Annotated in this window: 19 protein-coding genes; 5 read left to right on the top strand and 14 right to left on the bottom strand. The window is 38.0% G+C overall.

Features of this window, described 5'->3' with window-relative positions:
• Positions 1–112: 112 nt before the first annotated feature.
• From B0B05_RS03555 to purB, 9 genes are all read right to left on the bottom strand, one after another.
• Positions 113–1294, bottom strand: a complete 1182-nt coding sequence (locus tag B0B05_RS03555; protein ID WP_076782108.1) for an acyl-CoA dehydrogenase family protein — start codon at positions 1292–1294, stop codon at positions 113–115.
• 147 nt (positions 1295–1441) lie between these two features.
• On the bottom strand, positions 1442–2419 hold the full coding sequence (locus tag B0B05_RS16905; protein WP_245799192.1) for an AsmA-like C-terminal region-containing protein: 978 nt from the start codon (positions 2417–2419) through the stop codon (positions 1442–1444).
• Positions 2395–4308 carry an AsmA family protein gene (locus tag B0B05_RS16900; RefSeq protein ID WP_245799191.1) on the bottom strand — a complete coding sequence of 638 codons (1914 nt, stop codon included), beginning with the start codon at positions 4306–4308 and terminating at the stop codon, positions 2395–2397. The genes B0B05_RS16905 and B0B05_RS16900 overlap by 25 nt, the downstream gene beginning before the upstream one ends.
• A gap of 134 nt (positions 4309–4442) precedes the next feature.
• A complete protein-coding gene (locus tag B0B05_RS03540; RefSeq protein ID WP_084173869.1) occupies positions 4443–5072 on the bottom strand; it encodes an SGNH/GDSL hydrolase family protein in 630 nt (209 codons plus the stop codon).
• 14 nt (positions 5073–5086) lie between these two features.
• Positions 5087–5443 carry a ribonuclease inhibitor gene (locus B0B05_RS03535; RefSeq protein ID WP_245799189.1) on the bottom strand — a complete coding sequence of 119 codons (357 nt, stop codon included), beginning with the start codon at positions 5441–5443 and terminating at the stop codon, positions 5087–5089.
• A 10-nt stretch (positions 5444–5453) separates the two neighbouring features.
• The gene (locus B0B05_RS03530; RefSeq protein WP_076782104.1) at positions 5454–9149 is read right to left on the bottom strand and encodes a phosphoribosylformylglycinamidine synthase; all 3696 of its coding nucleotides are present in this window, start codon (positions 9147–9149) and stop codon (positions 5454–5456) included.
• 37 nt (positions 9150–9186) lie between these two features.
• A complete protein-coding gene (locus B0B05_RS03525; RefSeq protein ID WP_076782103.1) occupies positions 9187–9690 on the bottom strand; it encodes a DUF6398 domain-containing protein in 504 nt (167 codons plus the stop codon).
• Positions 9691–9939: 249 nt separating this feature from the next.
• Positions 9940–10413, bottom strand: coding sequence for a transposase (locus B0B05_RS03520; RefSeq protein WP_076782102.1), 474 nt, complete (start codon positions 10411–10413; stop codon positions 9940–9942).
• Between the two features lie 337 nt (positions 10414–10750).
• Positions 10751–12178 carry an adenylosuccinate lyase gene (purB, locus tag B0B05_RS03515; protein ID WP_076782101.1) on the bottom strand — a complete coding sequence of 476 codons (1428 nt, stop codon included), beginning with the start codon at positions 12176–12178 and terminating at the stop codon, positions 10751–10753.
• 155 nt (positions 12179–12333) lie between these two features.
• Between purB and apaG the strand changes: the two genes are divergently transcribed.
• Positions 12334–12717 (top strand): Co2+/Mg2+ efflux protein ApaG, encoded by a 384-nt coding sequence (gene apaG, locus B0B05_RS03510; protein ID WP_076782100.1) that lies wholly within the window; start codon positions 12334–12336, stop codon positions 12715–12717.
• Positions 12718–12726: 9 nt separating this feature from the next.
• Here the strand turns inward: apaG and B0B05_RS03505 are convergent, their stop codons facing one another.
• From B0B05_RS03505 to B0B05_RS03495, 3 genes are read right to left on the bottom strand one after another with little or no spacing between them, the layout of a single operon-like run.
• Positions 12727–13284: a 3'-5' exonuclease gene (locus B0B05_RS03505; RefSeq protein ID WP_245799187.1), complete on the bottom strand. Its 558-nt coding sequence runs from the start codon at positions 13282–13284 to the stop codon at positions 12727–12729.
• Positions 13284–14261, bottom strand: a complete 978-nt coding sequence (locus B0B05_RS03500) for a glycosyltransferase family 2 protein (protein WP_076782099.1) — start codon at positions 14259–14261, stop codon at positions 13284–13286. Before B0B05_RS03500 ends, B0B05_RS03505 begins: the two co-directional genes overlap by 1 nt.
• Entirely contained in the window at positions 14262–15140 is an 879-nt protein-coding gene (locus tag B0B05_RS03495; protein WP_076782098.1) for a lysophospholipid acyltransferase family protein, read from the bottom strand. It lies immediately after the preceding gene.
• Positions 15141–15224: 84 nt separating this feature from the next.
• On the opposite strand from B0B05_RS03495, the gene B0B05_RS03490 reads away from it, so the two are divergent.
• Positions 15225–15773 (top strand): thioredoxin family protein, encoded by a 549-nt coding sequence (locus B0B05_RS03490; protein ID WP_076782097.1) that lies wholly within the window; start codon positions 15225–15227, stop codon positions 15771–15773.
• 49 nt (positions 15774–15822) lie between these two features.
• On the opposite strand, the gene B0B05_RS03485 is transcribed toward B0B05_RS03490, so the two are convergent.
• A complete protein-coding gene (locus B0B05_RS03485; protein WP_173786326.1) occupies positions 15823–17433 on the bottom strand; it encodes a S8/S53 family peptidase in 1611 nt (536 codons plus the stop codon).
• A 205-nt stretch (positions 17434–17638) separates the two neighbouring features.
• On the opposite strand from B0B05_RS03485, the gene B0B05_RS03480 reads away from it, so the two are divergent.
• From B0B05_RS03480 to B0B05_RS03470, 3 genes are all read left to right on the top strand, one after another.
• The gene (locus B0B05_RS03480; protein WP_076782096.1) at positions 17639–18766 is read left to right on the top strand and encodes a DegT/DnrJ/EryC1/StrS family aminotransferase; all 1128 of its coding nucleotides are present in this window, start codon (positions 17639–17641) and stop codon (positions 18764–18766) included.
• A 21-nt stretch (positions 18767–18787) separates the two neighbouring features.
• Positions 18788–19807 (top strand): UDP-glucose 4-epimerase GalE, encoded by a 1020-nt coding sequence (gene galE / locus B0B05_RS03475; protein ID WP_076782095.1) that lies wholly within the window; start codon positions 18788–18790, stop codon positions 19805–19807.
• 105 nt (positions 19808–19912) lie between these two features.
• Positions 19913–21361: a hypothetical protein gene (locus B0B05_RS03470; RefSeq protein ID WP_076782094.1), complete on the top strand. Its 1449-nt coding sequence runs from the start codon at positions 19913–19915 to the stop codon at positions 21359–21361.
• A gap of 13 nt (positions 21362–21374) precedes the next feature.
• Here the strand turns inward: B0B05_RS03470 and B0B05_RS03465 are convergent, their stop codons facing one another.
• Positions 21375–22028, bottom strand: coding sequence for an NAD(P)H-binding protein (locus B0B05_RS03465; protein ID WP_076782093.1), 654 nt, complete (start codon positions 22026–22028; stop codon positions 21375–21377).
• Between the last annotated feature and the right edge of the window lie 22 nt (positions 22029–22050).

Below are 22050 nucleotides of genomic sequence, written 5' to 3'. Positions count from 1 at the left end.
TCTGACCGTTATAAATCCTTTGTGACTTTTGTGGTTTAGTTTATATCTGAACGAAAAAACCTGCGAAAAAATCCCGCAGGCTTGGTTAAAAATATATAAGATTGATTTGGTCTTAGCCAAAGGCATTGATGCCTGTGATATCCATTCCTGTAATCAGCAAATGGATGTCATGTGTCCCTTCGTAAGTAATGACAGACTCCAGATTGGCAGCGTGGCGCATCATCGGGAATTCTCCCATTATGCCCATTCCGCCAAGCATCTGGCGCGATTCCCGGGCAATTTCGATCGCCATTTTCACATTATTTCTTTTTGCCATAGAGATTTGTGCTGGCGAAGCCTTATGTGCATTTTTCAGATTTCCCAATTGCAGGCAAAGCAACTGCGCTTTGGTAATTTCAGTCAAAAATTCTGCTAATTTTTTCTGCTGAAGCTGGAAAGAAGCAATCGGTTTCCCAAATTGTTTTCTCTCTTTGGTATATTGAACAGCCGTACAATAGCAATCCATCGCCGCACCAATTACGCCCCAAGAAATCCCATATCTTGCAGAGTTAAGACAAGATAACGGGCCTTTCAATCCTTCAACATTTGGTAATAGATTTTCTTTTGGAACTTTCACATTATTGAAAACCAATTCTCCGGTTTTTGAAGCTCGAAGACTCCATTTGTTGTGCGTTGTTGGTGTTGTGAAACCTTCCATTCCGCGTTCCAGGATCAGTCCTCTTACTTTCCCGTCTTCGCCTTTTGCCCAAACTACGGCAATGTCTGCGATGGGAGCGTTGGTAATCCACATTTTGGCACCATTCAAAAGATAATGATCGTCTTTTTCTGTAAATTTTGATTCCATAGAAGAAGGATCAGAACCGTGGTTAGGCTCTGTCAGGCCAAAACAGCCTATCATATCACCGGACGCTAATTTGGGAAGGTATTTTCTTTTTTGATCTTCAGACCCATATTCAAAAATAGGAAACATCACGAGAGAAGATTGTACTGAAGCCGCGGAACGAACCGCAGAATCGCCTCTTTCCAGCTCCTGCATAATTAATCCGTAAGAGATCTGATCCAATCCAGGACCGCCATATTCTTCCGGAATATATGGGCCGAGTGCGCCGATATTTCCCAATTCTTTCATCAGTCCCGGGATATCTGTATGGTTTTGCGCCGCTTCGTCTATTTTTGGCATTACAAAACTCTCCACCCAGCTTCTCACAGAATCGCGGATAAGCTTGTGCTCTGCGGTCAAGAGGGCATCAATAGAATAATAATCAGGGATGCTGTTCAACGGGTAGTAGGCCATTTTCTTAATTTGTTTAAAAATAAAACTTTTATCGAACTGACAAAAATATTGTTGACAAAACTTTAGCCTCGTTTACTTCCGAAAAAAACTAATCCAAAATTAGTTGCCAAATCAGAATTTTATCTTTAAAAAAATGATGTGGTTATGTTATTTCTTCTTCAAATCTTTATCAATCTGCTTCTCGGCTTTTTCGGCTTTTCTTTCCTGCGCTTCTTTATCCTTTCTCTGCTGTACACGGGATTTTTTCTCAGCCCGTTTCTCTTCGCGGATCACTTTGTTAGATTTGGTGTTGTACAAAGCTTCTACAATACCTTGCCCGGTTTTGCTGAAGATTTTGATTTTTGGTTTTTCGTGGGTTCCGGTAACAACAATAGGGAATCCAATCCAGCCAGCCGGCGGTAATCCGACCCTTACACGGAAGTCAAGCAGGCCGTTGAAACTTGTCGTGCCGCTAATTGTAGGTCTCAAAACAGAAACTTTGAAAGTAAATGGCTCCACGTGAATCAGATTATTGTTGATGCTCGTCTTGATATCCACGCCTTTCATATCCGGATTATCAAAAGCGTTGGCGCCAATATTATCGCCAATCGTCGAAAGCATTTTTAGGTTTTTGACTTCGACGTCTCTCAGATTAACATTTCCGCCACCTTCCAATGATGGATAAATGGGTTTCATATTGCTGTCAAAATCGCCTTTCAGTTTGTAATCCAAAGAGACAATTCCTTTCACATCTTTCGCGGCAGTGGCCATTTCACGAACCATATCGATCTCTTTATAAGCTCTCTGAACATCAAAATCTGCAACTTTCATCGCAATGTCATAATTGGCTGTAATAGGTGATTCGTCCTGATATCGCGCATCAATTTTCATCCTGCTGCCGATGATGTCAAATGTGGCATTTTTCAGATAAACCTCGCCTTTATTAACCGAAGCTAATCCCAGGAGATTATTGAGTCCAAGGCCTTTGAATTCTACTTTTTTGGCATTAGCTTCCAACGCGACATCCAGATTTTTTGGAACAATAACAACGCCACTGCTTTTCGGATGTTCTTCTTTGGCATATTCCACAGCAAGCGATTTGTCTTTGTTATCGCCTTCTTTCAGCGCCATAAATTCATCAACCAAATATAATTGGATTTGAGATGGAATTTTCCGTGAAGCGTCCCTTTTCTTTCGATGAAATAATTGATGGTGTTCAAGAGATAGCCATTCAAAGCAAAATCTGATTTTCCGTAGGTTGCATAGAATTTTCTGAACCACATTTTTTCATTCTCAAATTCGAAATTTCCTTCCTTGATAAAGAACGATTTTGGTAGATATTTGGTTGTGGCTTTGATGTTTTTTAAAATGAGAGTTCCTCTGTTGTCGAGTTTGCTGTATTGTCCGGTTGTCGCGTAGCTTTGACGGCCGTTTAAGGATAAATCCGCCATTATCAGACCGTTGACATCAAATCCTTCTTTCCTGAAAACTTTATATATTCTACCGACATTCAGCGTCCCCTTTGCCCTGAATTTATACAACAAATCCTCAAAATCCTGCAAATCTGCATTGACGTAAACAGGATTGCCTTCAAAATCAAATTTAAACGGGTCGAGCTTTACGCCAAGACTTTTGAAAGTACCGTCTGTATTATGGATATTCGCCAAAATATTGATGTTCTGAATCGGGTTTGGATAATATTTGGTTTTCAGCCAGCCATTTTTAAGATTGAAAAAACCTTTGGTTTTTGGGAATAATTTTTTATCCATGCTGAAAATCCCATTCGACACGATATCAGTATTCATAAGACCTCTCAGTTCAATATCTTTTAAGCCAAGAGCGGCGTCCAAAGTTGCCAGATCTACAGCACCTTTTATGTTGGCATTGATGTTCATTTGGCTCAATCCCTGCGTTTTTACAACAGCTCTGAAATTGTTGTTTTTCCCCAAATCAAAACTCAAAGTCCTCAAATCGAGCAGGAGTTTTTCTGGATCCAGCGAAGGCAGTCCGACATTCAGATCCATATTCAGATTGTTCATCGGAACCGGTGCATTGCTGTTAGAAACAAAACCATTGTTGACCTTTAAGCTTGCTGTCAGATCTGGTTTTAAATTTTTTGGCTCACTGAACCGCCCCTTCAGGCTAAAAAAAAGATCACTGTTTCCTTCGATCTTTGTGTCTTTTGCCCATTCTAAATATTGCGGCGGCAAAACCGAAATCATATCCCGAATCGTGGTTTTTTCAGAAGCTGCATTAATATTAATGTTGTAGCCGTCTCTAAGAATACTCACAAAACCGGTGAATTTCAAAGGAAGTTTATTGATTCGTAATTCGTTTTTTCTCAAGACAAATGTCAATGCATTGGTGTTGATCCTTGTAATCAGATCGGCGTGCAGCGTTTTTTGCTGTGCATACCAAATCCTGTTGAGTGCAAAATCGAGTTTGTCGATGTCCAAATCGGTTTCCAAATCGAAAATATCTTCGCTCAGTCCGCCTTTTCCTGTATAGTTCAAACCTTTTGCATTAACTAAAACATTAGCAGCGTGGTCGTTATATTTGACATTCCAGTTTTTGAGTTTGATTAGGTCCAATTTGATCGAAGCACCAGTTCCGGTTGAATCTTTTGGTTTTTCCGAAGGTTTTGAAATATAAACATTGTAGTTAGCTTCACCTTTAGAATTAACAAAAACATTAGCCGTAGCATCATTGACATAGATCTCATCAATTTTGACCTCGCGGTTAAAAATCAGATTTTTGAGATTGATTCCGACGGCAACTTCTCTGGCTGCCAAAAGTGTATCCTGCTGAAAAGGCCTGGAACCTTTCAATATAAAATCGTCTACAGATACCGTAAGGGAAGGGAAGTGGCGAAAAAAAGTAAGATGTGTTTTTTTATAATCCAACTCGCCGGCAAGATGCTTGTTCGCAAAAATCTTAACCTGCTGAGAAATGGTTCCTGGAAAAAGTATAGGAATGATGAACATTAGGAATAGAATAGAAGCAATGCTGATTCCTAGCCACTTTAATATTTTCAATAAAACTGTTTTTACATTAACCGCACTCATAAAATTGAATTTTTTGTAATAATTCAAAGATTATGCTAAAAGTAATTCACAAAAAAATCCTCTCTGAAATTTCAAAGAGGATTATGTCAGTTTATAAATTAGAATTAAAGATATTTCTCAATAATTGGAATTGCAATTTCAGCCATCATTCCGTAACCTTTTTCGTTGGGATGAACACCATCTTTGGAAAGTAAAATCTCTTTATCCTGCAAAAAAACAGAATGAAAATCAATATAATTTAATGAATTTTCAGTTGCAATAGTTTTAAGGATTTGATTATAAATTAAAACATCTTCATTGGTTCTCACTTTTCCTGTTGGAGAAACTTTCGAATCGATGTTTTCTGAAAGAGGAAGAATGCTTACCAGATAGATGTCTTTGGAATATTGTTTAGCGTTTTGAACAGCAATTTCAATATTAGTTTTGAATTGTTCAGGATTTACCAATTGATTTCCATCTTTTTTTGCCAAATCATTAGCTCCGTAACCGATGAAAATGATGTTTCCATCAGCAGAATTTCTGGCTTTCATCTCGTGTGGAATTCTATTAACCAAACCTTCTGTAGTTTCTCCGCCAATTCCAAGGTTGAAGAGAATCAATTCATTAGTATTTCCTTCATTATATTTCTGCAAAGCATATCGTTTTAGGATATCCACCCAGCCGCCAAAAACGCCGTCATATTCTCCGTAAGTAATGCTGTCTCCGAAGAATAATCCATAGATCATCTTGTTCATTGTCTTGTTTTAAATCAGTCCAAAATTAGTTTAATGTTTTGATGCGATTCTATAATTTCAACTAGAATTTCGAATAAGGTTTCTCCTTTTCCATCCATCAAATCACCCAGTTTTTGTTTAATCAAATCGACATTGAAAGGTTTCCCGATTCGGATCTTGTTTTCATAAAATTCTTTGGTCAATTCAAAACCTAAATCTTTTTTTGATTTCTGAGAATCTTTCCAGGTAATATCTGATTCTACTCCATACAAAATATCATCGAAACCATCCAAAGTCCCGACTTTCCAATCTTCATCATTCATAAAAAGTTCAGAAACTTCGTTGTAAAATCCTTCTAAATCTGAAAAATGACCGCCATTGATGACAGTCATTTTTTTGTTGTTATTTGAAATACTCCACTCCATTCTTAAAGATATTGTGATAATTCGCAGTTGGGATATTTTTCATCAAGCCTTCTGCGAAGCGTTCCGGATGTCCCATCCTGCCGAAGATTTTTCCGTCAGGACTTGTGATTCCTTCTATTCCGAACAATGAATTATTGGGGTTGAACGGCATTCCGTGCGCGATGTTTCCATCTAAATCCAAATATTGAGTCGCAATCTGTCCGTTCTCATACAGTTTTTGAATTTCTGCTTCCGAAGCCATAAAACGACCTTCACCGTGAGAAATCGGGATTGTGAAAACCTGGTCTTTCATTCCTTTTAACCAAGGTGATTCATCATTTACAACTTTCACGTTGACCATTTGGGAAATATGTCGTCTGATAGCGTTGTGAGCCAAAGTAGGAGAGTTCTCATCCAAATCTTTAATTCTTCCGTAAGGCAACAATCCAGACTTCACCAACGCCTGGAAACCGTTGCAGATCCCGATAATCATACCGTCTCTGTCGAGTAATTCGTGAACGGCATTTTTCATTTTCTCGTTTTTCAAAACGTTAACAATGAATTTTGCAGAACCATCCGGCTCGTCACCTGCAGAGAAACCTCCTGAGAAAGCCAGAATCTGAGAAGTTTTGATTTCCTCAACCCAAGCATCAATACTTTCATCTAATAATTGGTGATTGATGTTGATTAAAGGTAAACTGCTGATTACAGCTCCTTCTTTTGCGAAAGCATTCAACGTATCATACTCACAGTTTGTTCCCGGGAAAACCGGTGCGAATACTTTTGGCTGAGCAATCCCGTGTTTCTTGATAATGATATTTCGTAGGTTGATTGAGTTTAATTTCTCATCAATAGCAACCGTCAATTTTTCTTTTTCAACTGTTGGGAAAAGATTTTCAAACGTGTTTGTGTTGGCTGCTAACAATTTTCCAATTGCGAATTCAACATCATTAATTTTAATAACATTTGAATCTTTAACTTCTCCAATGAATTGAAGATTTACAGTGCTTAATTCTTCTTTAGATTCAATGATTAAGCTTCCGATATTTTTCGCTAATAAAGCAGTTTCATCAACTGTAATTTCAGCACCTAATCTGTTTCCGAAGCTCATCTTTGCTAAAGCAACTGCAACTCCACCTTCTTTAACTGTTTTCACAGAAACGATTTTTCCTGCTTTAATGTTTTCGAAAATGAATTCATAAACATCTTTTAAAGCATCATAATTCGGAAGTCCGTTTTCCTGAGCAATATGATTGAAGAAATAAACTTTATTTCCTTCGTTTTTAAATTCAGGAGAGATAATGTTTTTCTTTTCTCCGTTGGCACAAGCAAAAGAAATCAATGTTGGCGGAACATTCAGATCCTGATACGTTCCACTCATTGAATCTTTTCCTCCGATGGCAGCCAAACCGAAATTGATTTGGGCATCATAAGCTCCCAAAAGTGAAGCCAAAGGTTTTCCCCATTTTTCAGGATTCTGACCTAATTTCTCAAAATATTCCTGGAAACTGAATCTGATATTTTTATAATCGCCACCCATTGCAACGATTTTCGCCACACTTTCAACAACTGCGTAAGATGCTCCTAACAATGAGTTTTGCTTAGATATTTCAGCATCAAATCCCCAACTTGCCAAAGAAACCGTTTCGATATTTTTCGCTCCGAGAATCGGCAATGTCTGAACGCTTCCTTCCATCAAAGTCTGCTGATATTTTCCGCCTAAAGGCATCGCAACCGTAGTTCCGCCCACAGAAGAATCGAACATTTCCAACAAACCTTTTTGAGAAGCAACATTTTTATCGCTTAAAATCTTTAAGAAATTCTCTTCATTGAATGATGGCGTTTCTTCTTTTACTTCATTAAGGTTCGTGATTCTAACTTCCTGACTTTTTGAACAACCGTTCGTATCTAAGAATTCTCTTGAAAGATCTACAATTTTATCACCTTTCCAGAACATCTGCATTCTTCCGGAATCCGTTACTTTTGCAACTTCCACAGCGACAATATTTTCAGCCTCACAGAATTTGATAAACTGTTCTTTATCTTTAGGTTCAACCACAACCGCCATTCTTTCCTGAGATTCTGAAATAGCAAGCTCAGTTCCGTTTAAACCTTCATATTTTAAAGGTAAAACATCCAAGTTTACTTCTAAAGAATCAGCGATTTCACCGATCGCTACAGAAACACCTCCAGCTCCAAAGTCGTTCGATTTTTTAATCAATCTCGTCACTTCAGGATTTCTGAATAATCTCTGGATTTTACGTTCTTCAACCGCATTTCCTTTCTGAACTTCAGAGCTCATCGTGTGAATTGAAGTTTCGTCCTGTTCTTTTGAACTTCCGCTTGCTCCACCAACGCCATCGCGACCAGTCGCACCACCTAAAATAATGATTGAATCACCAGCTTCAGGCTTTTCACGTCTTACCCAATCCACAGGAACTGCTCCGGCAACGAAACCAACCTCCATTCTTTTCGCTTTGTAGCCTTCGTCATAGATTTCAGATACCATCGTGGTTGCCAAACCAATTTGGTTACCATAAGAAGAATATCCGTTTGCCGCCTGTTTTGTGATTGTTTTTTGAGGTAATTTTCCCGGTAACGTTTTATCGACCGGTTCCAAAACATCTGCTGCACCCGTCAATCTCATTGCCTGGAAAACAAAAGAACGCCCGGATAAAGGATCTCTGATGGCTCCTCCTAAACAGGTTGAAGCACCGCCAAAAGGTTCGATTTCTGTCGGGTGATTGTGTGTTTCATTTTTAAATAATAAATACCAAGGTTCTTTCTTACCATCGTATTCAGCTTCGATTTGGATGGTACAGGCGTTGATTTCATCAGATACAACAAGGTTTTCCAACTCACCTGTTTTATGGAAATATCTTCCGCAAACCGTTGCCAAATCCATTAAAGAGATCGGTTTCAATTCGCGTCCTAAGAATTTTCTTTTTTCGATATAATCATTGAAAATGGTTTCCAATGTATGTTTAAACTGTCCTTCGAACTCAATATTTGATAATTCTGTTTCAAATGTGGTGTGACGACAGTGGTCGCTCCAGTAAGTATCTAAAACTTTCAATTCCGTTTCCGTTGGATCTCTCTGTTCGGATTTAAAATATTCCTGAATGAATTTCAAATCGTCCAAACCTAATGCAAAACCGTGAGAATTATAGAAGTCAGCAAGCTGAACATCATCAAAATCGTTAAAACCTTCGTGAACAATAACCTTTGACGGCGTTTCTTCCGCAGGAATATCTAAGATACTTAAATCTTTTTCCTGAGATTCTACTTTATTGATGAGAAGGTCTTTGATTTTTGCCAAATCGGCATCATTAATGCCATTTATTTCTATTAAATTTCCGCTTCTTACTTTGGATTTTTCATTTCCGGTTAGTAATGCGATACATTGCTGAGCAGAATCCGCACGCTGGTCGTATTGTCCCGGCAAGAATTCCATTGCGAAATAGATTCCTTTTGCAGGGTTTTCTTCGTGCAAAATATCAGTAACGGGGTCTACGAAAGTACTTTTGACTACTTTTTCGAATTCACCGTTATTTAATCCGAAAATATCGTAAATGTTATACACTTTTACACTTTGGATGGACGAAACAACCGCTTTTACTTCATCAAAAATTTTTGGACTTTCTACATCGAAAATTCCTCTTTTTTCTACGAAAATTCTTTTGTTATTAGACATTAGATGTCAGATTTTATTAGATTTATTTTTAATTTTTTTATTCCGAATCTGTGGTAAATTCCAAATCTCTGCCATTTGCTCTTTCATTTTTTAGCAGAATCTGCAATTCCTCAGGTAATTCAGATACAGGAGCAATCATTCCATCAATCATAACCATATCATTAAATGGATTATCATTGCTCATTTTTTTTGTCGAAAATTCGGGACTGAAATACCACAAATCAAACATATTTCTTATTTGACGAGATTTTGTAGAAACGGTAGAACTTTTTGTTTGAAAAAATTCGTTGATTTCATCAGACTTTAGATAGGGCTGAAAAGATTTATCAAACAGGAAATTTATACTGCCGATAGCGTGTATTATCGCCGCAGCCCATATTTCTAATTTACCGCTTTTAAAGGGAATATCTCTTTTTCTGCCCATCTTTTTGACGAGTTTTTCACATAGAAAAAGGTATTCTTTATCAAGCTTTTGACTACAAAATATCCTGACTAAATCAAGCAGTTCGTTTTCTCTTTCTTTAATTTTATTTTTTTCCATATTTTTATTTAACAATTTTTCTACACAGATTGCAGTCCTATGGACTGCGAATTTTGCTTATTCATCTTCTTGCTACACAGATAACATTCCTACGGAATGTTTCTTTCTCATTTTTTCAAAGGGCAGATTCCGTAGGAATCGTATCTGTGTAGTAATAGTAATAGTTGTAGAAAAATCAATCCAGAAGGGAGCAGTCCGTAGGACTGCTATCTTTCATCAACCATAATAAATAATTATTTTATCACAAAATTATTTTACATCATCATAAAATTCAAACAAATATTCATTTTTAAATTCAATTTCAAAAGCATTCAGCATTTCCAGATATTCTTCTCTAAAGCTTTTCTTTGAATGGTGTTTTTCCTGATTCAGAACATAATTCACAACTTTATCCTTTTGACTTTTAGCATAAGAAAATGCACCATAACCTTTCTGCCAAGAAAATTTCCCCAAACACAGCTTTTTATCATTTATAAAATTTGTAGACTCAATTTTTACAGTTTTTATCAATTCCGGAATTGTTATCTGCAAATTTTTATAACTGAAAAATATATGCAAATGGTCAGGATTTGCATAAATAGCCAATACTTTTTGTTTCTTATTGCTAAATATTCCACAAATGTATTTTTCAATTTCATCTCTTACTTCCGATTTAATTTTAATATCACGTCCTTTTGTAGCAAAAACGACTTGAATATAAATCTGTGTATATGTATTAGGCATAGGGTTTTATTTTTCATAATTCTTACAAAGATAACATAGACTTTATTGAATACTTCGTTAGGTTTTCTATGGAAACTAATCCTTTCTTCTACACAGATTACAGTCCTACGGACTTCAAATTTTGCTTATTTATCTGCTTGCAACTACTACTACTACTACTACTACTACTACTACTACTACACAGATAACATTCCTATGGAATGTTTCTTTTATATTATTTAGTAAGGCTGATTCCGTTAGGAATCATATTATCTGTTAGAAAGCCAATCTGAAAGAGAAAGGACAGTCCGTAGGACTGCTATCTCAAAATATGCAGCCCAAAAGACTGCATATTAATTTATACTTTCAGGTCAGATTCCAAACCAATCAATTCGCTGTTTGCATCAATAATCGGCTGAACTTCATTGGCAATGAATTCCTCCGTCTGAATCGGTGCAAAACCGATGAAGTTTTTAGGATCAAGAACTTCTTTTAATTTTGATTTATCTAATTTCAATGAATCATCATTTAAAATTCTTTCGATAAGGTCGTTTTCTTTACCTTCTTCTTTCACTTTTTTAGACGCTTCCATAGAATGAACTCTGATCACTTCGTGGATTTCCTGACGGTCGCCACCGGCTTTCACTTCCTCCATAATGATGTATTCTGTCGCCATGAAAGGAAGTTCTTCCATAATATGCTTGTTGATTCTGTTCGGATAGACCACGATTCCGTTCATAATGTTGTTCCAAATCAATAAGATTGCATCAACCGCTAAAAATGCTTGCGGAATGGTCAACCTTTTATTTGCAGAATCGTCCAAAGTTCTTTCAAACCATTGTGTAGAAGCGACCATAGCAGAACTTGTAGTCAAAGACATTACATATTTTGCCAGTGCTCCGATTCTTTCGCTTCTCATTGGATTACGCTTGTAAGCCATTGCGGATGAACCGATTTGGTTTTTCTCGAATGGTTCTTCAATTTCCTTGAGGTTTTGAAGTAAACGTAAGTCGTTTGTGAATTTATGTGCAGATTGAGCGATATTTCCTAATAAAGCCACCACTTTTGCGTCAATTTTTCTGTCGTAAGTCTGTCCGGAAACTCCGAAAACCTTTTCGAAACCGAATCTTTTTGACAATTCTTTATCTAAATGTTTAACTTTAGAATAATCTCCATTGAAAAGTTCCAAGAAGCTTGCGGCAGTTCCTGTAGTTCCTTTTACACCTCTAAATCTTAATGTTTCCAAGAAGAAATCAAGCTCTTCGATGTCAAGAACTAAACTTTGCAACCAAAGCGTTGCTCTTTTCCCAACAGTTGTCAACTGAGCTGGTTGAAAGTGCGTGAATCCTAAAGTCGGTAAATCCTTATACTGAATCGCAAAATCCGAAAGATTTTTCATCACGTTTACCAACTTTTTCTTCAAGATCAAAAGTCCGTCACGGATTTGAATTAAATCTGTATTATCTCCTACAAATGCCGAGGTAGCTCCCAAGTGAATGATTCCTTTTGCAGAAGGTGCTACATCACCATAAGTATGAACGTGAGCCATCACATCGTGACGAAATTTTTTCTCGTAAGCTGCAGCCGCATCATAATCAATGTTTTCTGCATTGGCTTTCAATTCAGCGATTTGCTCGTCTGTGATGTCAAGTCCAAGGTCTTTTTCTATTTCGGCAAGGGCAATCCAAAGCTTTCTCCAGTTGCGGAACTTATTATCCGGCGAAAAATTAAACAGCATTTCTTCACTGGAATAGCGTTCTTCCAATGGATTTTTGTAGGAATTCATTTATTACTTTTTACTTTATTAGATACACAAAATTAAGAAAATTAACCGATTGCATAAAATCTATTATCAGATAGGTGTACGATTTAACTTAATCATCATTTTAAAATCCAAAATTCGGCGGGATATTTGTATTTTCACATCAAAATCTAATCGGAATGGTATCAAAAATTACATCACAAATCAAAGTAAGTGTAACAACCGAATATGATAATTATAACAGTTATCCTTCCGAAAACCGTTTTGTGTTCCGGTATAATATAGAAATTGAAAATCTGGGAAGTAAAGCAGTCAAGTTGATGACAAGGCGATGGATGATCTATGATCTTGGGTTTGGCTTTACAGAAGTGGAAGGCGCTGGCGTGATTGGGTTGACACCGGTTCTGGAAAGTGGTGAATCATTCAGTTATTTTTCCAATGTTATCCTGAAATCGGGCGTTGGCAATATGGAAGGCTCTTACCAGTTCGAGACTTCAGACGGAGCGCATTTTATAGCAGAAATCCCAAAATTTAATCTGGTATCGGAAGTTTTGAGTAACTAATGATTGGTCTTACAGAATCTTGATCCTTTTACTGAAAACATCGTTGATCTCATCATTGCGTGTAATCATCAGTCTTTCAAAGCTAAGGAGGGAAATCCTGGCGCAAACTTCTGCATCGGCATCAGCCCGATGATGGTTAAAACTAATCTGGTGATGATCTGCAAGGCTTCGCAAACCATAACTTTTGAGATCCTTCCATGCTTTTTTGGCAATGCCGATGCTGCACAGATAGTTGATATTGGGCTTGAAAAATCCATAATAATCCAAGCATCCACGCAAAACGCCGGCGTCAAAGGCTGCATTATGTGCGATTAGCAGATTGCCATATATCAGTTTTTCTACCTCGTACCAAACTTCATCAAAAGTAGGAGCGTGCTGCACATCTTCCGGATTAATCCCATGAACGGCAACATTATGACGGTTAAAATAGGGGAATGATGGCGGTTTTATAAGCCAGGATTTGGTTTCCTTGATTTTACCATTTTCCACAATGCAAATTCCCAGTTCGCAGGCCGAGTTTTTCTCATGGGTGGCCGTTTCAAAATCTAAAGCAATAAAATCCATCATTATTTACTTTTATCTCCTAAAAAATGTTTGAAAATCAGCCATTTTGTTTGATAATAAGGATCAATCTGATGTTTCTGCCTCAGCATAATCGATTTTGGCAGCTGCCAGTAAAAACCAACATGCGATTTCAGAACTGCCCAAAGATGCTCAAACCCATTTTTGTAGGCTAAGTAAAAACTGGCAATGCCGTCCAACGACAGCCTGAAAAACAGAATAAAAAACGCCCTTGAAGAGGGTAGGTTCTTCAGCATCATCGTGAGATTATTTCGGAAGTTGAGATAGGTTTTCTGAGGATTCTGCTTATTAAGAGTGCCTCCACCAACATGGTAAACTTTGGATTTTCCAGTGTAATAGATTTTCTTACCCGAATTTTTGAGTCGCCAGCAGAGGTCAATCTCTTCCTGATGGGCAAAGAATCTCTCATCAAAACCTTCCATCTCCCAAAAATCTTCTGAACGGATAAACAACGCACAGCCTGATGCCCAAAATATCTCGGTTTCATCGTCATACTGGCCGTTATCAAACTCGATATCATCAAAAATACGGCCTCTGCAGTACGGGTAGCCAAGATTATCAATTAATCCGCCGCCCGCACCGGCAAATTCAAATTTATTTTTTTGATTATAATCCAGTATTTTTGGCTGTATGGCTGCAATATTGTTGTCTCGGGAGAACAGAGCAAGAACCGGTGTTAGCCAGTTTTCGGTAACTTCTACATCAGAATTGAGCAAACAGTAGATGTCTGCTTTTACAGATCTCAACCCTTTATTATAACCTTTTGCAAATCCCGAATTTGAAGTATTCTGCACAACTTTAACATCAGGGAAATCAGTCTTTAAAAAACTGACAGAATCGTCTGTAGAGGCATTATCAATGACATAAATTTCGGCACCTTGTGAATACTTGATCACCGAAGGCAAAAATTGCTTCAGCCAGTGTTTTCCGTTCCAGTTAAGTATAGCAATGGCAACTGTCATCTATTCATCGTATTTTTTGATAGCATCTTTATATTTCCACCGGCGGTGAGACCAAAGCCAGTTGTCCGGCCTTTTCCTAATGGTATTTTCCAGAAGTTTATGGAATTTTTTTACAACTTCATGTTCAACAAATTTCTCGCCATCAGGATAAATCCGATAGTAATTAACCTGATAAAATCCGCGCTTCACTTTCTTCATTTCACAAAAGATAAAGGCCAGATCCATCCTTGTAGACAACTTGTCATAACCAACAAAGGCCGGTGTGCGCTGGTTAAGAAAGCGCAGACCGTAATTGACATGGGAAACATGCGGTGTTTGGTCTGCTACAAACATGTAGGCAGAATCGCCATTGTTGGGTGTCCGGAAAATATGCTTAATCACATCGTTGGCTTCCAACGATTTGTTATTGAAGCGGTTACGGATTAATTTGATTTTTTCTTCCCAAAAATTACTGTTCATTTTTCGGTACACCGGATGGCAGTCCTTCTGGGGAATCACCGTTGCAAGCGCGTTGTACCATTCCCAGTTAAATACATGGCCGGACAGGATGATAATGTTTTTGCCTTCAGCTTTTGCCTCGTGAAAAAGATTTTGATTCAGGTGCTGCATTCTCACCCGTGACTCGGTTTCGGAAATCGTAAAAGCCTTGAGCATCTCTGCGAGATAGTCAAAAAAATTAGAAAAAAACTTCTTTGAAATAGATCTGATTTCGTCGTCGGATTTTTCTGGAAATGCATTTTTAAGATTTTCCAGTACTACATTTTTTCTGTATCCAATAATATAATAATTAAGGAAAAACATGATGTCTGAGAAAAAATACAATATCCTGAGCGGAAGCCTGGAAACTAAAAGTAGTATGCTGAATAAAAATTGATTCAATGGTTGATAGTTATTGGCAAATATACTGAAAAATGGCGGGATATTTGTTTAACTTTGGTGTTAATTAGAATAAGAAAATATAATATGAGAAAATCGGTTAATCGGATTTTGGTATTAGGAGGGATATTAGTTTTTTCTCTTAATTATGCTCAAAATACATCTACAACACTTACTAAAGAACAGGTTGAAGCCAAGAAAAAGGCAGCAGCAGAAGAAAAAGCAAAATTACCCAAGCCTTATCATCCGGAAGCAGATGCTGAAGCAGATATTGCCAATGCGGTAAAACTGGCAAAAAAGGAAGGTAAAAATGTAATGATCCAGGCCGGTGGCAACTGGTGTATCTGGTGCCTACGGTTCAATAATTACGTACAGCAAACTCCCGAGTTAAAAAGTCTTGCAGATAAGAATTTCGTTTATTATCACCTTAATTGGTCTCAGGAAAATAAAAACGAAAAGATATTTGCGAAATATGGTAACCCGGGCGATAAATTTGGTTATCCGGTTTTTATAGTTTTGGATAGTGACGGCAAACAGATCCATACACAAGACAGTTCTGTCCTGGAGGATGGCAGCGGCTACAGCCTGGAGAAGGTTAAAGAATTCTTCAGCAACTGGGCGCCTAAAAAATCATAAAAACAGAAAAGGATGACTTACTTGGTCATCCTTTTTTAATTAAAATACTTTATTCTTTGATTAATTTTTGGATAGTTTCTCCGCTTTTAGTCTTAATCTGAATAAGGTAGCTGCCTTTCGCTAATCCAGAAATGTCCAGTTTATCAGAATTTTCCATTTTGATTAATCTGCCCAGATTATCGTAGATAGCTGCTGACTGTAGCTTTTCATCAGAACTAATTATTATAAAATCCTTTGCGGGATTTGGATATATCCTGATTTTGGATTGAGCCACTTCATTAAGGCGGAGGTAAGTCTGATAAGTTTTATAAAAATTAAGAATACCATAACCCATTTGGGGAGTTTGATTAGGATATAATGATGCATTCTCTTTTAATCTGTTTTTGATATATTCTCTGGATTCAGAGGGCACAAAACTTTGTAAGAGACAGGCAACGCCACCTGCGGCAAGCGGTGTCGCAAAAGAAGTTCCGTTACCATAATTCGAAGAATTATTATAAACATAATATGTATTGGTTCCTCTTGCGCTGGCATCAGGTTTTATAACACCGGCAGAATTGGGACCGTAGGACGAAAAACCCGAAGAGTTGCCGGAGGATGTTACAGCTCCTATCGAAAAAACTTTCGCATTATCTGCAGGAGCAGAGATGTAATGCCATGAGTCCTGGCCTTCGTTCCCGGCAGCCACCAGAACAAAGATTCCTTTTTCTGAAGCCACCTGCGCGCCGCGAGATATAAATGTAGTGGTACCATCCATATCATCATAAGTGTAATCGTATCTGCTGTCATCAAATTCCGAGTAACCTAAAGAGGTAGAAATCACATCTACGCCTTGCCTGTCGGCTTCTTCTGCAGCCTCTATCCAATAGAGTTGTTCTTCCGGGATCTCGTTTGCAGCGTCTTCTGACGCATAAAGATAAAAATCAGCATCCGGCGCCGAACCCACAAAGGTACCATCAATATAACCACCAATAATCCCTAAGCACATGGCGCCATGCGAATCCAGTGAATTGCTATAAACATTAGAAGTTTTGGATACAAAATTATAAGTAGCCTTAATATGCCCGTTATCACGCATTCTTTTAAAAGCACTGCCTGTATTTACGGAAGGGAAACCGGTATCTATTACGGCTATAGACATGCCGGTTCCTGTATAGCCTGCAACATGCAAAGCCCTGAGATTAATCTGGTTAATCTGGGATAAACTATTCCCATAATTAAAATCGGTCATCACATCCTTGGTTATTGGATTCCCACTCAGTGTTTTAAATTTATCAATTTTTTTGCTCCGTTTTCCGCCGTCGGGATTTCTCACAAAACTCTCTACATGATCTACATAAGCCAGCTGTGATAATTGGTTAATCTGACTGGCAGTCGCATTTACCGCCACACCATTTAACCATTTGGAATAATCTTTTACTGTAAAGCCAAGGTTTTTGACATTTTGGATATAAGTACTTTCTATTGGTGCATCCTGATCTGTAAGTGCTATACCAAGCCTGTTCCTGCGATCCAGAGACTTTTGGCTGAGTTCTGATAACGGGTTATTATAGAAAACAGACTTGTTGGGTTTGTCTTTAAAATAAACAAAAACAAGTTCTGTCTGGGCAGCAGCTAAAAATGACAGTTTAACTGCTAATATTGTAAAAATTTTTCTCACGTTTCCGATTTTAGATTTTTCAAACAAAATAATTAAATGTAAATTTACAAAATAAACTATTTGCTTTAGCCTAACTGGAAAATCACCAGAACTAAAGTTCAAAATATAAATATTTGCATATTAAATTGCCATGGTTTGTAAACCCCAAAACCGATGAAAATACAGCGATAACATATGACCTTTGAAAAACAATAAAAATCTACTTATGAAAAAGATCCAGATGGTTGATCTACAAAGCCAGTATTATAAAATTAAAAATGAAGTGGATAATGCAGTCCTTAATGTAATGGATTCTGCAGCTTTTATAAACGGTCCGGAAGTTAAATCCTTCCAGTCCGACCTTGAGAATTATTTGGACGTAAAACATGTCATCCCTTGTGCCAACGGTACAGATGCATTACAGATTGCCCTGATGGCCCTTGATCTTAAAGAAGGCGACGAAGTGATTACGGCAGATTTCACCTTTGCCGCTACGGTAGAAGTGATACATCTTCTTAAACTAAAATCGGTCCTGGTAGATGTGGACTATGATACTTTCACCATCGATACAGACGCTATCAGAAAAGCTATAACGCCAAAAACCAAAGCCATTATTCCGGTTCATATCTTTGGGCAGTGCGCCAATATGGAAGAAATCCTGAAAATCGCCAAAGAGCACAATCTTTTTGTTATAGAAGATAACGCGCAGGCCATCGGTGCAGAGTTTAACTTTTCCGATGGTTTGGTGAAAAAATCGGGGACAATGGGTACCATCGGGACAACATCATTTTTTCCTTCCAAAAATTTGGGCTGTTATGGCGATGGCGGCGCTATTTTCACTAATGATGACGGACTGGCACACAGGATCCGTGGGATTGTAAACCACGGGATGTATGAGCGCTATTACCATGATGAAGTTGGCGTTAACTCCAGGTTAGACAGTATTCAGGCCGCCATTCTAAGGAAAAAATTACCGAATCTTGATGCGTACAACGAGGCCCGAAGAAAAGCAGCTGATTTTTATGATGAAGCATTTTCCGGTAACAGCGATATTCGCACGCCGGAACGGGCAGAATATTCGACGCACGTTTTTCATCAGTACACATTAAGGATATTGAACGGCCAAAGGAACGAACTTCAAAAGTATCTTGCTGAGAAAGAAATCCCGGCAATGATCTATTATCCGGTGGCGTTAAGAAAACAAAAAGCTTATTATCAGGAGAGCGACCCAAAAGATTTTGTGAATACAGACCAATTGTTGGATCAGGTTATCTCACTCCCAATGCATACTGAACTGGATGAAGAACAGTTGAAATATATTACTGATTCTGTCCTTGAGTTTTTTGAGAAATAATAATAAAATTAGTATAAATAGATGTCCATACTTGTTACAGGCGGTCTCGGCTACATCGGGTCACACACAGTTGTAGAATTACTTAATAATAACTTTGAGGTAGTTATTGTTGATGACCTGTCCAATTCAGAAAAATTTATCCTGGATAATATTGAGGAAATCACCGGAAAAAGACCGATTTTCTATCCATTTGATCTTAAAAGAAAAGAACTATTGGAGCAGGTTTTCGATGCGCATCATGTCGAAGGCTGTATTAATTTTGCGGCGTACAAAGCAGTAGGAGAGAGCATGGTAAAACCTTTGGATTATTATGAGAATAATCTTTTCTCATTAATCAATGTTTTGCAGGAATTTAAGAAAAGAAATATTTCTAATTTTATTTTCAGTTCTTCCTGTACCGTTTATGGACAGGCAGACGAAATGCCAATTGATGAAAATACACCACTGAAGGAAGCAGAATCATCCTATGGAAAAACCAAGCAGATGGGTGAAGATATCCTGAAGGATTTCTCCAAAGCATATCATAAGAAAGTATGCCTTTTAAGATATTTTAATCCAATTGGTGCACATCCAACGGCACTTTTGGGCGAGCTACCATCCGGGATTCCCAATAATCTGGTACCATATGTGACGCAGACAGCTGCAGGAATCAGAGAAAAGCTAAGCATCTGGGGCGACGATTATCCTACAGAAGACGGCACAGCCATCCGTGATTATATTTATGTGGTAGATCTGGCTAAAGCGCATGTTGCCGCGCTGCAGAAACTGATTAATACTGAAAACGAAACCGCATTGGATATTTATAATCTGGGGACAGGAACAGGTTCATCTGTGCTGGAAGTAGTAAAAGCCTTTGAGGTAGCCAATGATGTCAACGTACCTTATCAGATATGCCCGAGACGTGAAGGTGATATTACCATTGCATACGCCAATGCAGATAAAGCTGAAAGGGAACTCAACTGGAAATCTGAAACACCTCTGGAAGAAGCTCTCAAAACGACTTGGGAATGGCAAAAATACCTAAGATCCAGGGATTTGTAATCCTTGGAACTAATAAATAGAAAAGGGTGAAGTATTTTATATTTCACCCTTTTTGTTTTACTTAATAATAATTAGCTCTATTTTTTTGTTTAGTAGATATAGTGGATGGGTTTGAAAAGGTTCCTGATTTTATGTAGTATCAATGTAAGTTTTGTGGTCTTTGCGCAAAACAATCTAACCTTTGCCAATGACCGTTTTTCCGGGATTAATGCTGCTGTGTTGTTGCCAACACAAACCTATCTCAATCCAAATCCCTGGGATATCAATCTTGCGTCGGCAGATCTTTTTTTTCAAAATGATTACGCTTATATTTCAAAACAGAGCTTTTTGGGCTTGTCATCTGCAGATATACAGATGGCTAGTTATCATGACAATATAACTGCTGACACTCAGGCCAATGTGATGGATTTTTATAATAAAAACTCGGCAAACCTTAGCCTGAACTCAGATATTCTTGGCCCTTCATTTTCTATGACTGCCAATCTTGGGAATAAAAAATATGTTTTTGGATTATTTAGCAGAATAAGGGCACAAGGTTCACTTTTGGGATTGGACAATTATCTGCGGTTCAATAATATGGGAGTTTCTCAGCCTGTCACTTTTGAGATGAGTCCTTCTAAAACTACTGCGATGAACTGGGCAGAAATCGGTCTTAATGTGGCCACCGAAATTTTCCCGGATGCCGAAAATCACTGGATTATTGGCGCCAATATAAAATATGAAATAGGTCTTGATGCGGCCAAAATCAATAGTCTTGAAACTATAGAACTAACGGCAGCTGAACCCGCCGATCCTCGATATATCAATAAAGATATCATCGCCTCGGGATATAACATCGCCTCGTCCTATATCACTAACTACAATTTTGATAAAAAACAGTATGAACTAAAACCAAATGGCAGTGGTGCAGGTCTGGACCTTGGCATTGCAATGCTTGATAAGGATAAAAATGAGGATGAATACAATTATAAACTGGCACTCAATATTACAGATCTGGGGTTTGTCAATTTTGCCACCGCACGCAACCACCATTTTCAAGGAAAACCTGTTTTGCTGCAAAATAACCCTGATTTAGAAAATACAGAATTTGAGAACCCGGAGCAATATCTACGGATTTTAAGCCAGCAGGCTTACGGCAATGCCGATGCATCATTTGTTGGAACGGGTCTAAAAGTCGGTTTGCCTACAGCAATCAATTTTAATTACAGCCAGAGAATAAAGGCCAACCATTTTGTTAACTTCAATTGGATCCAGCGAGTGCCAGTTTTTGAGAACAGCATAAAAAGAAGCAACATCATCAATGCTAATTACAGTATGCAGAAAAACGCTTTCGCTTATGGGCTCTCATCTTCATTGGTAGATTATAAAAGTCTACAATTTGGAGCCTACGTTCGGTTTGGGCCACTAATTTTTGGCAGCGAAAATATCCTGCCTGTATTCTTGAAGCAAGATCGTTTGCACGCGGCCTCGGTTTATTTGGCGCTGAAAATTTATCCGTTTTGGGATAACGAGATGAAGCGTCACCGACGTAAACAATGCGACTGCGAAAAATAAGACGAATTAGCCGTTATAACTTTTTCTCTGCGAAGCTGAAAATACTATGGAGCTTAATTTCCGAAAAACCACTGGATTTTATTTTGGATGCCTTAATCATTGCTTTGGCCAAAACCGCTGTAGGCAAGGGTTGTTGACTTTTAAAAAGGCCTAATTGGTTTAGGAATTTGATAATTTTAAGGCTGATGACTTCAGAGTTGCGGTCACTGTTTTTTCTTTCGAGCATACCGGGTTGGAAAATGGTAGTTTTGCTGAAATTAAGATTTCTAACTGCCTCTTCCAGTTCTCCTTTTATCCGGGAGTAGAATATCTTGGAATTGGGATTAGCACCATAAGCAGATACGAGAATAAAGTCCTCTACATCATTTTCCCGAGCCGATTTTGCAAACTCCAGCTGATAATCAAAATCAATTACTTTCTGATTCTCTTTACTGCCTGCCGATTTCAGCGTAGTTCCCAAACAGGAATAAGCCACATCGCCTTTTACCAGATGCTTCCATTCATTGGGATGGTCAAAGTCTACGATATGAGACTTTACTTTTTCGTGATGAAAATCAGATCTTCTCCTTACAAAAATATCCACCTGGTCAAAGTCAGGATCAGCACACAGCTGATTGACAAGATCTGTTCCGGTAGCGCCTGTTGCACCAATTACTAATGCCTTCATAAACAAAAAAATGATAAATAAA

Source organism: Epilithonimonas bovis DSM 19482 (assembly GCF_900108115.1).
Classification (GTDB): Bacteria; Bacteroidota; Bacteroidia; order Flavobacteriales; family Weeksellaceae; genus Epilithonimonas; species Epilithonimonas bovis.
This window is presented reverse-complemented; position numbering and strand designations above follow the sequence as displayed.

Coding starts and splice junctions, on each gene's coding strand:
- B0B05_RS03555 (WP_076782108.1), bottom strand. CDS start 1,294: ATGGCCTACTACCCGTTGAACAGCATCCCTGATTATTATTCTATTGAT.
- B0B05_RS03540 (WP_084173869.1), bottom strand. CDS start 5,072: ATGAACAAGATGATCTATGGATTATTCTTCGGAGACAGCATTACTTAC.
- B0B05_RS03535 (WP_245799189.1), bottom strand. CDS start 5,443: ATGACTGTCATCAATGGCGGTCATTTTTCAGATTTAGAAGGATTTTAC.
- B0B05_RS03530 (WP_076782104.1), bottom strand. CDS start 9,149: ATGTCTAATAACAAAAGAATTTTCGTAGAAAAAAGAGGAATTTTCGAT.
- B0B05_RS03525 (WP_076782103.1), bottom strand. CDS start 9,690: ATGGAAAAAAATAAAATTAAAGAAAGAGAAAACGAACTGCTTGATTTA.
- B0B05_RS03520 (WP_076782102.1), bottom strand. CDS start 10,413: ATGCCTAATACATATACACAGATTTATATTCAAGTCGTTTTTGCTACA.
- purB (WP_076782101.1), bottom strand. CDS start 12,178: ATGAATTCCTACAAAAATCCATTGGAAGAACGCTATTCCAGTGAAGAA.
- apaG (WP_076782100.1), top strand. CDS start 12,334: ATGGTATCAAAAATTACATCACAAATCAAAGTAAGTGTAACAACCGAA.
- B0B05_RS03505 (WP_245799187.1), bottom strand. CDS start 13,284: ATGATGGATTTTATTGCTTTAGATTTTGAAACGGCCACCCATGAGAAA.
- B0B05_RS03500 (WP_076782099.1), bottom strand. CDS start 14,261: ATGACAGTTGCCATTGCTATACTTAACTGGAACGGAAAACACTGGCTG.
- B0B05_RS03490 (WP_076782097.1), top strand. CDS start 15,225: ATGAGAAAATCGGTTAATCGGATTTTGGTATTAGGAGGGATATTAGTT.
- B0B05_RS03480 (WP_076782096.1), top strand. CDS start 17,639: ATGAAAAAGATCCAGATGGTTGATCTACAAAGCCAGTATTATAAAATT.
- galE (WP_076782095.1), top strand. CDS start 18,788: ATGTCCATACTTGTTACAGGCGGTCTCGGCTACATCGGGTCACACACA.
- B0B05_RS03470 (WP_076782094.1), top strand. CDS start 19,913: ATGGGTTTGAAAAGGTTCCTGATTTTATGTAGTATCAATGTAAGTTTT.
- B0B05_RS03465 (WP_076782093.1), bottom strand. CDS start 22,028: ATGAAGGCATTAGTAATTGGTGCAACAGGCGCTACCGGAACAGATCTT.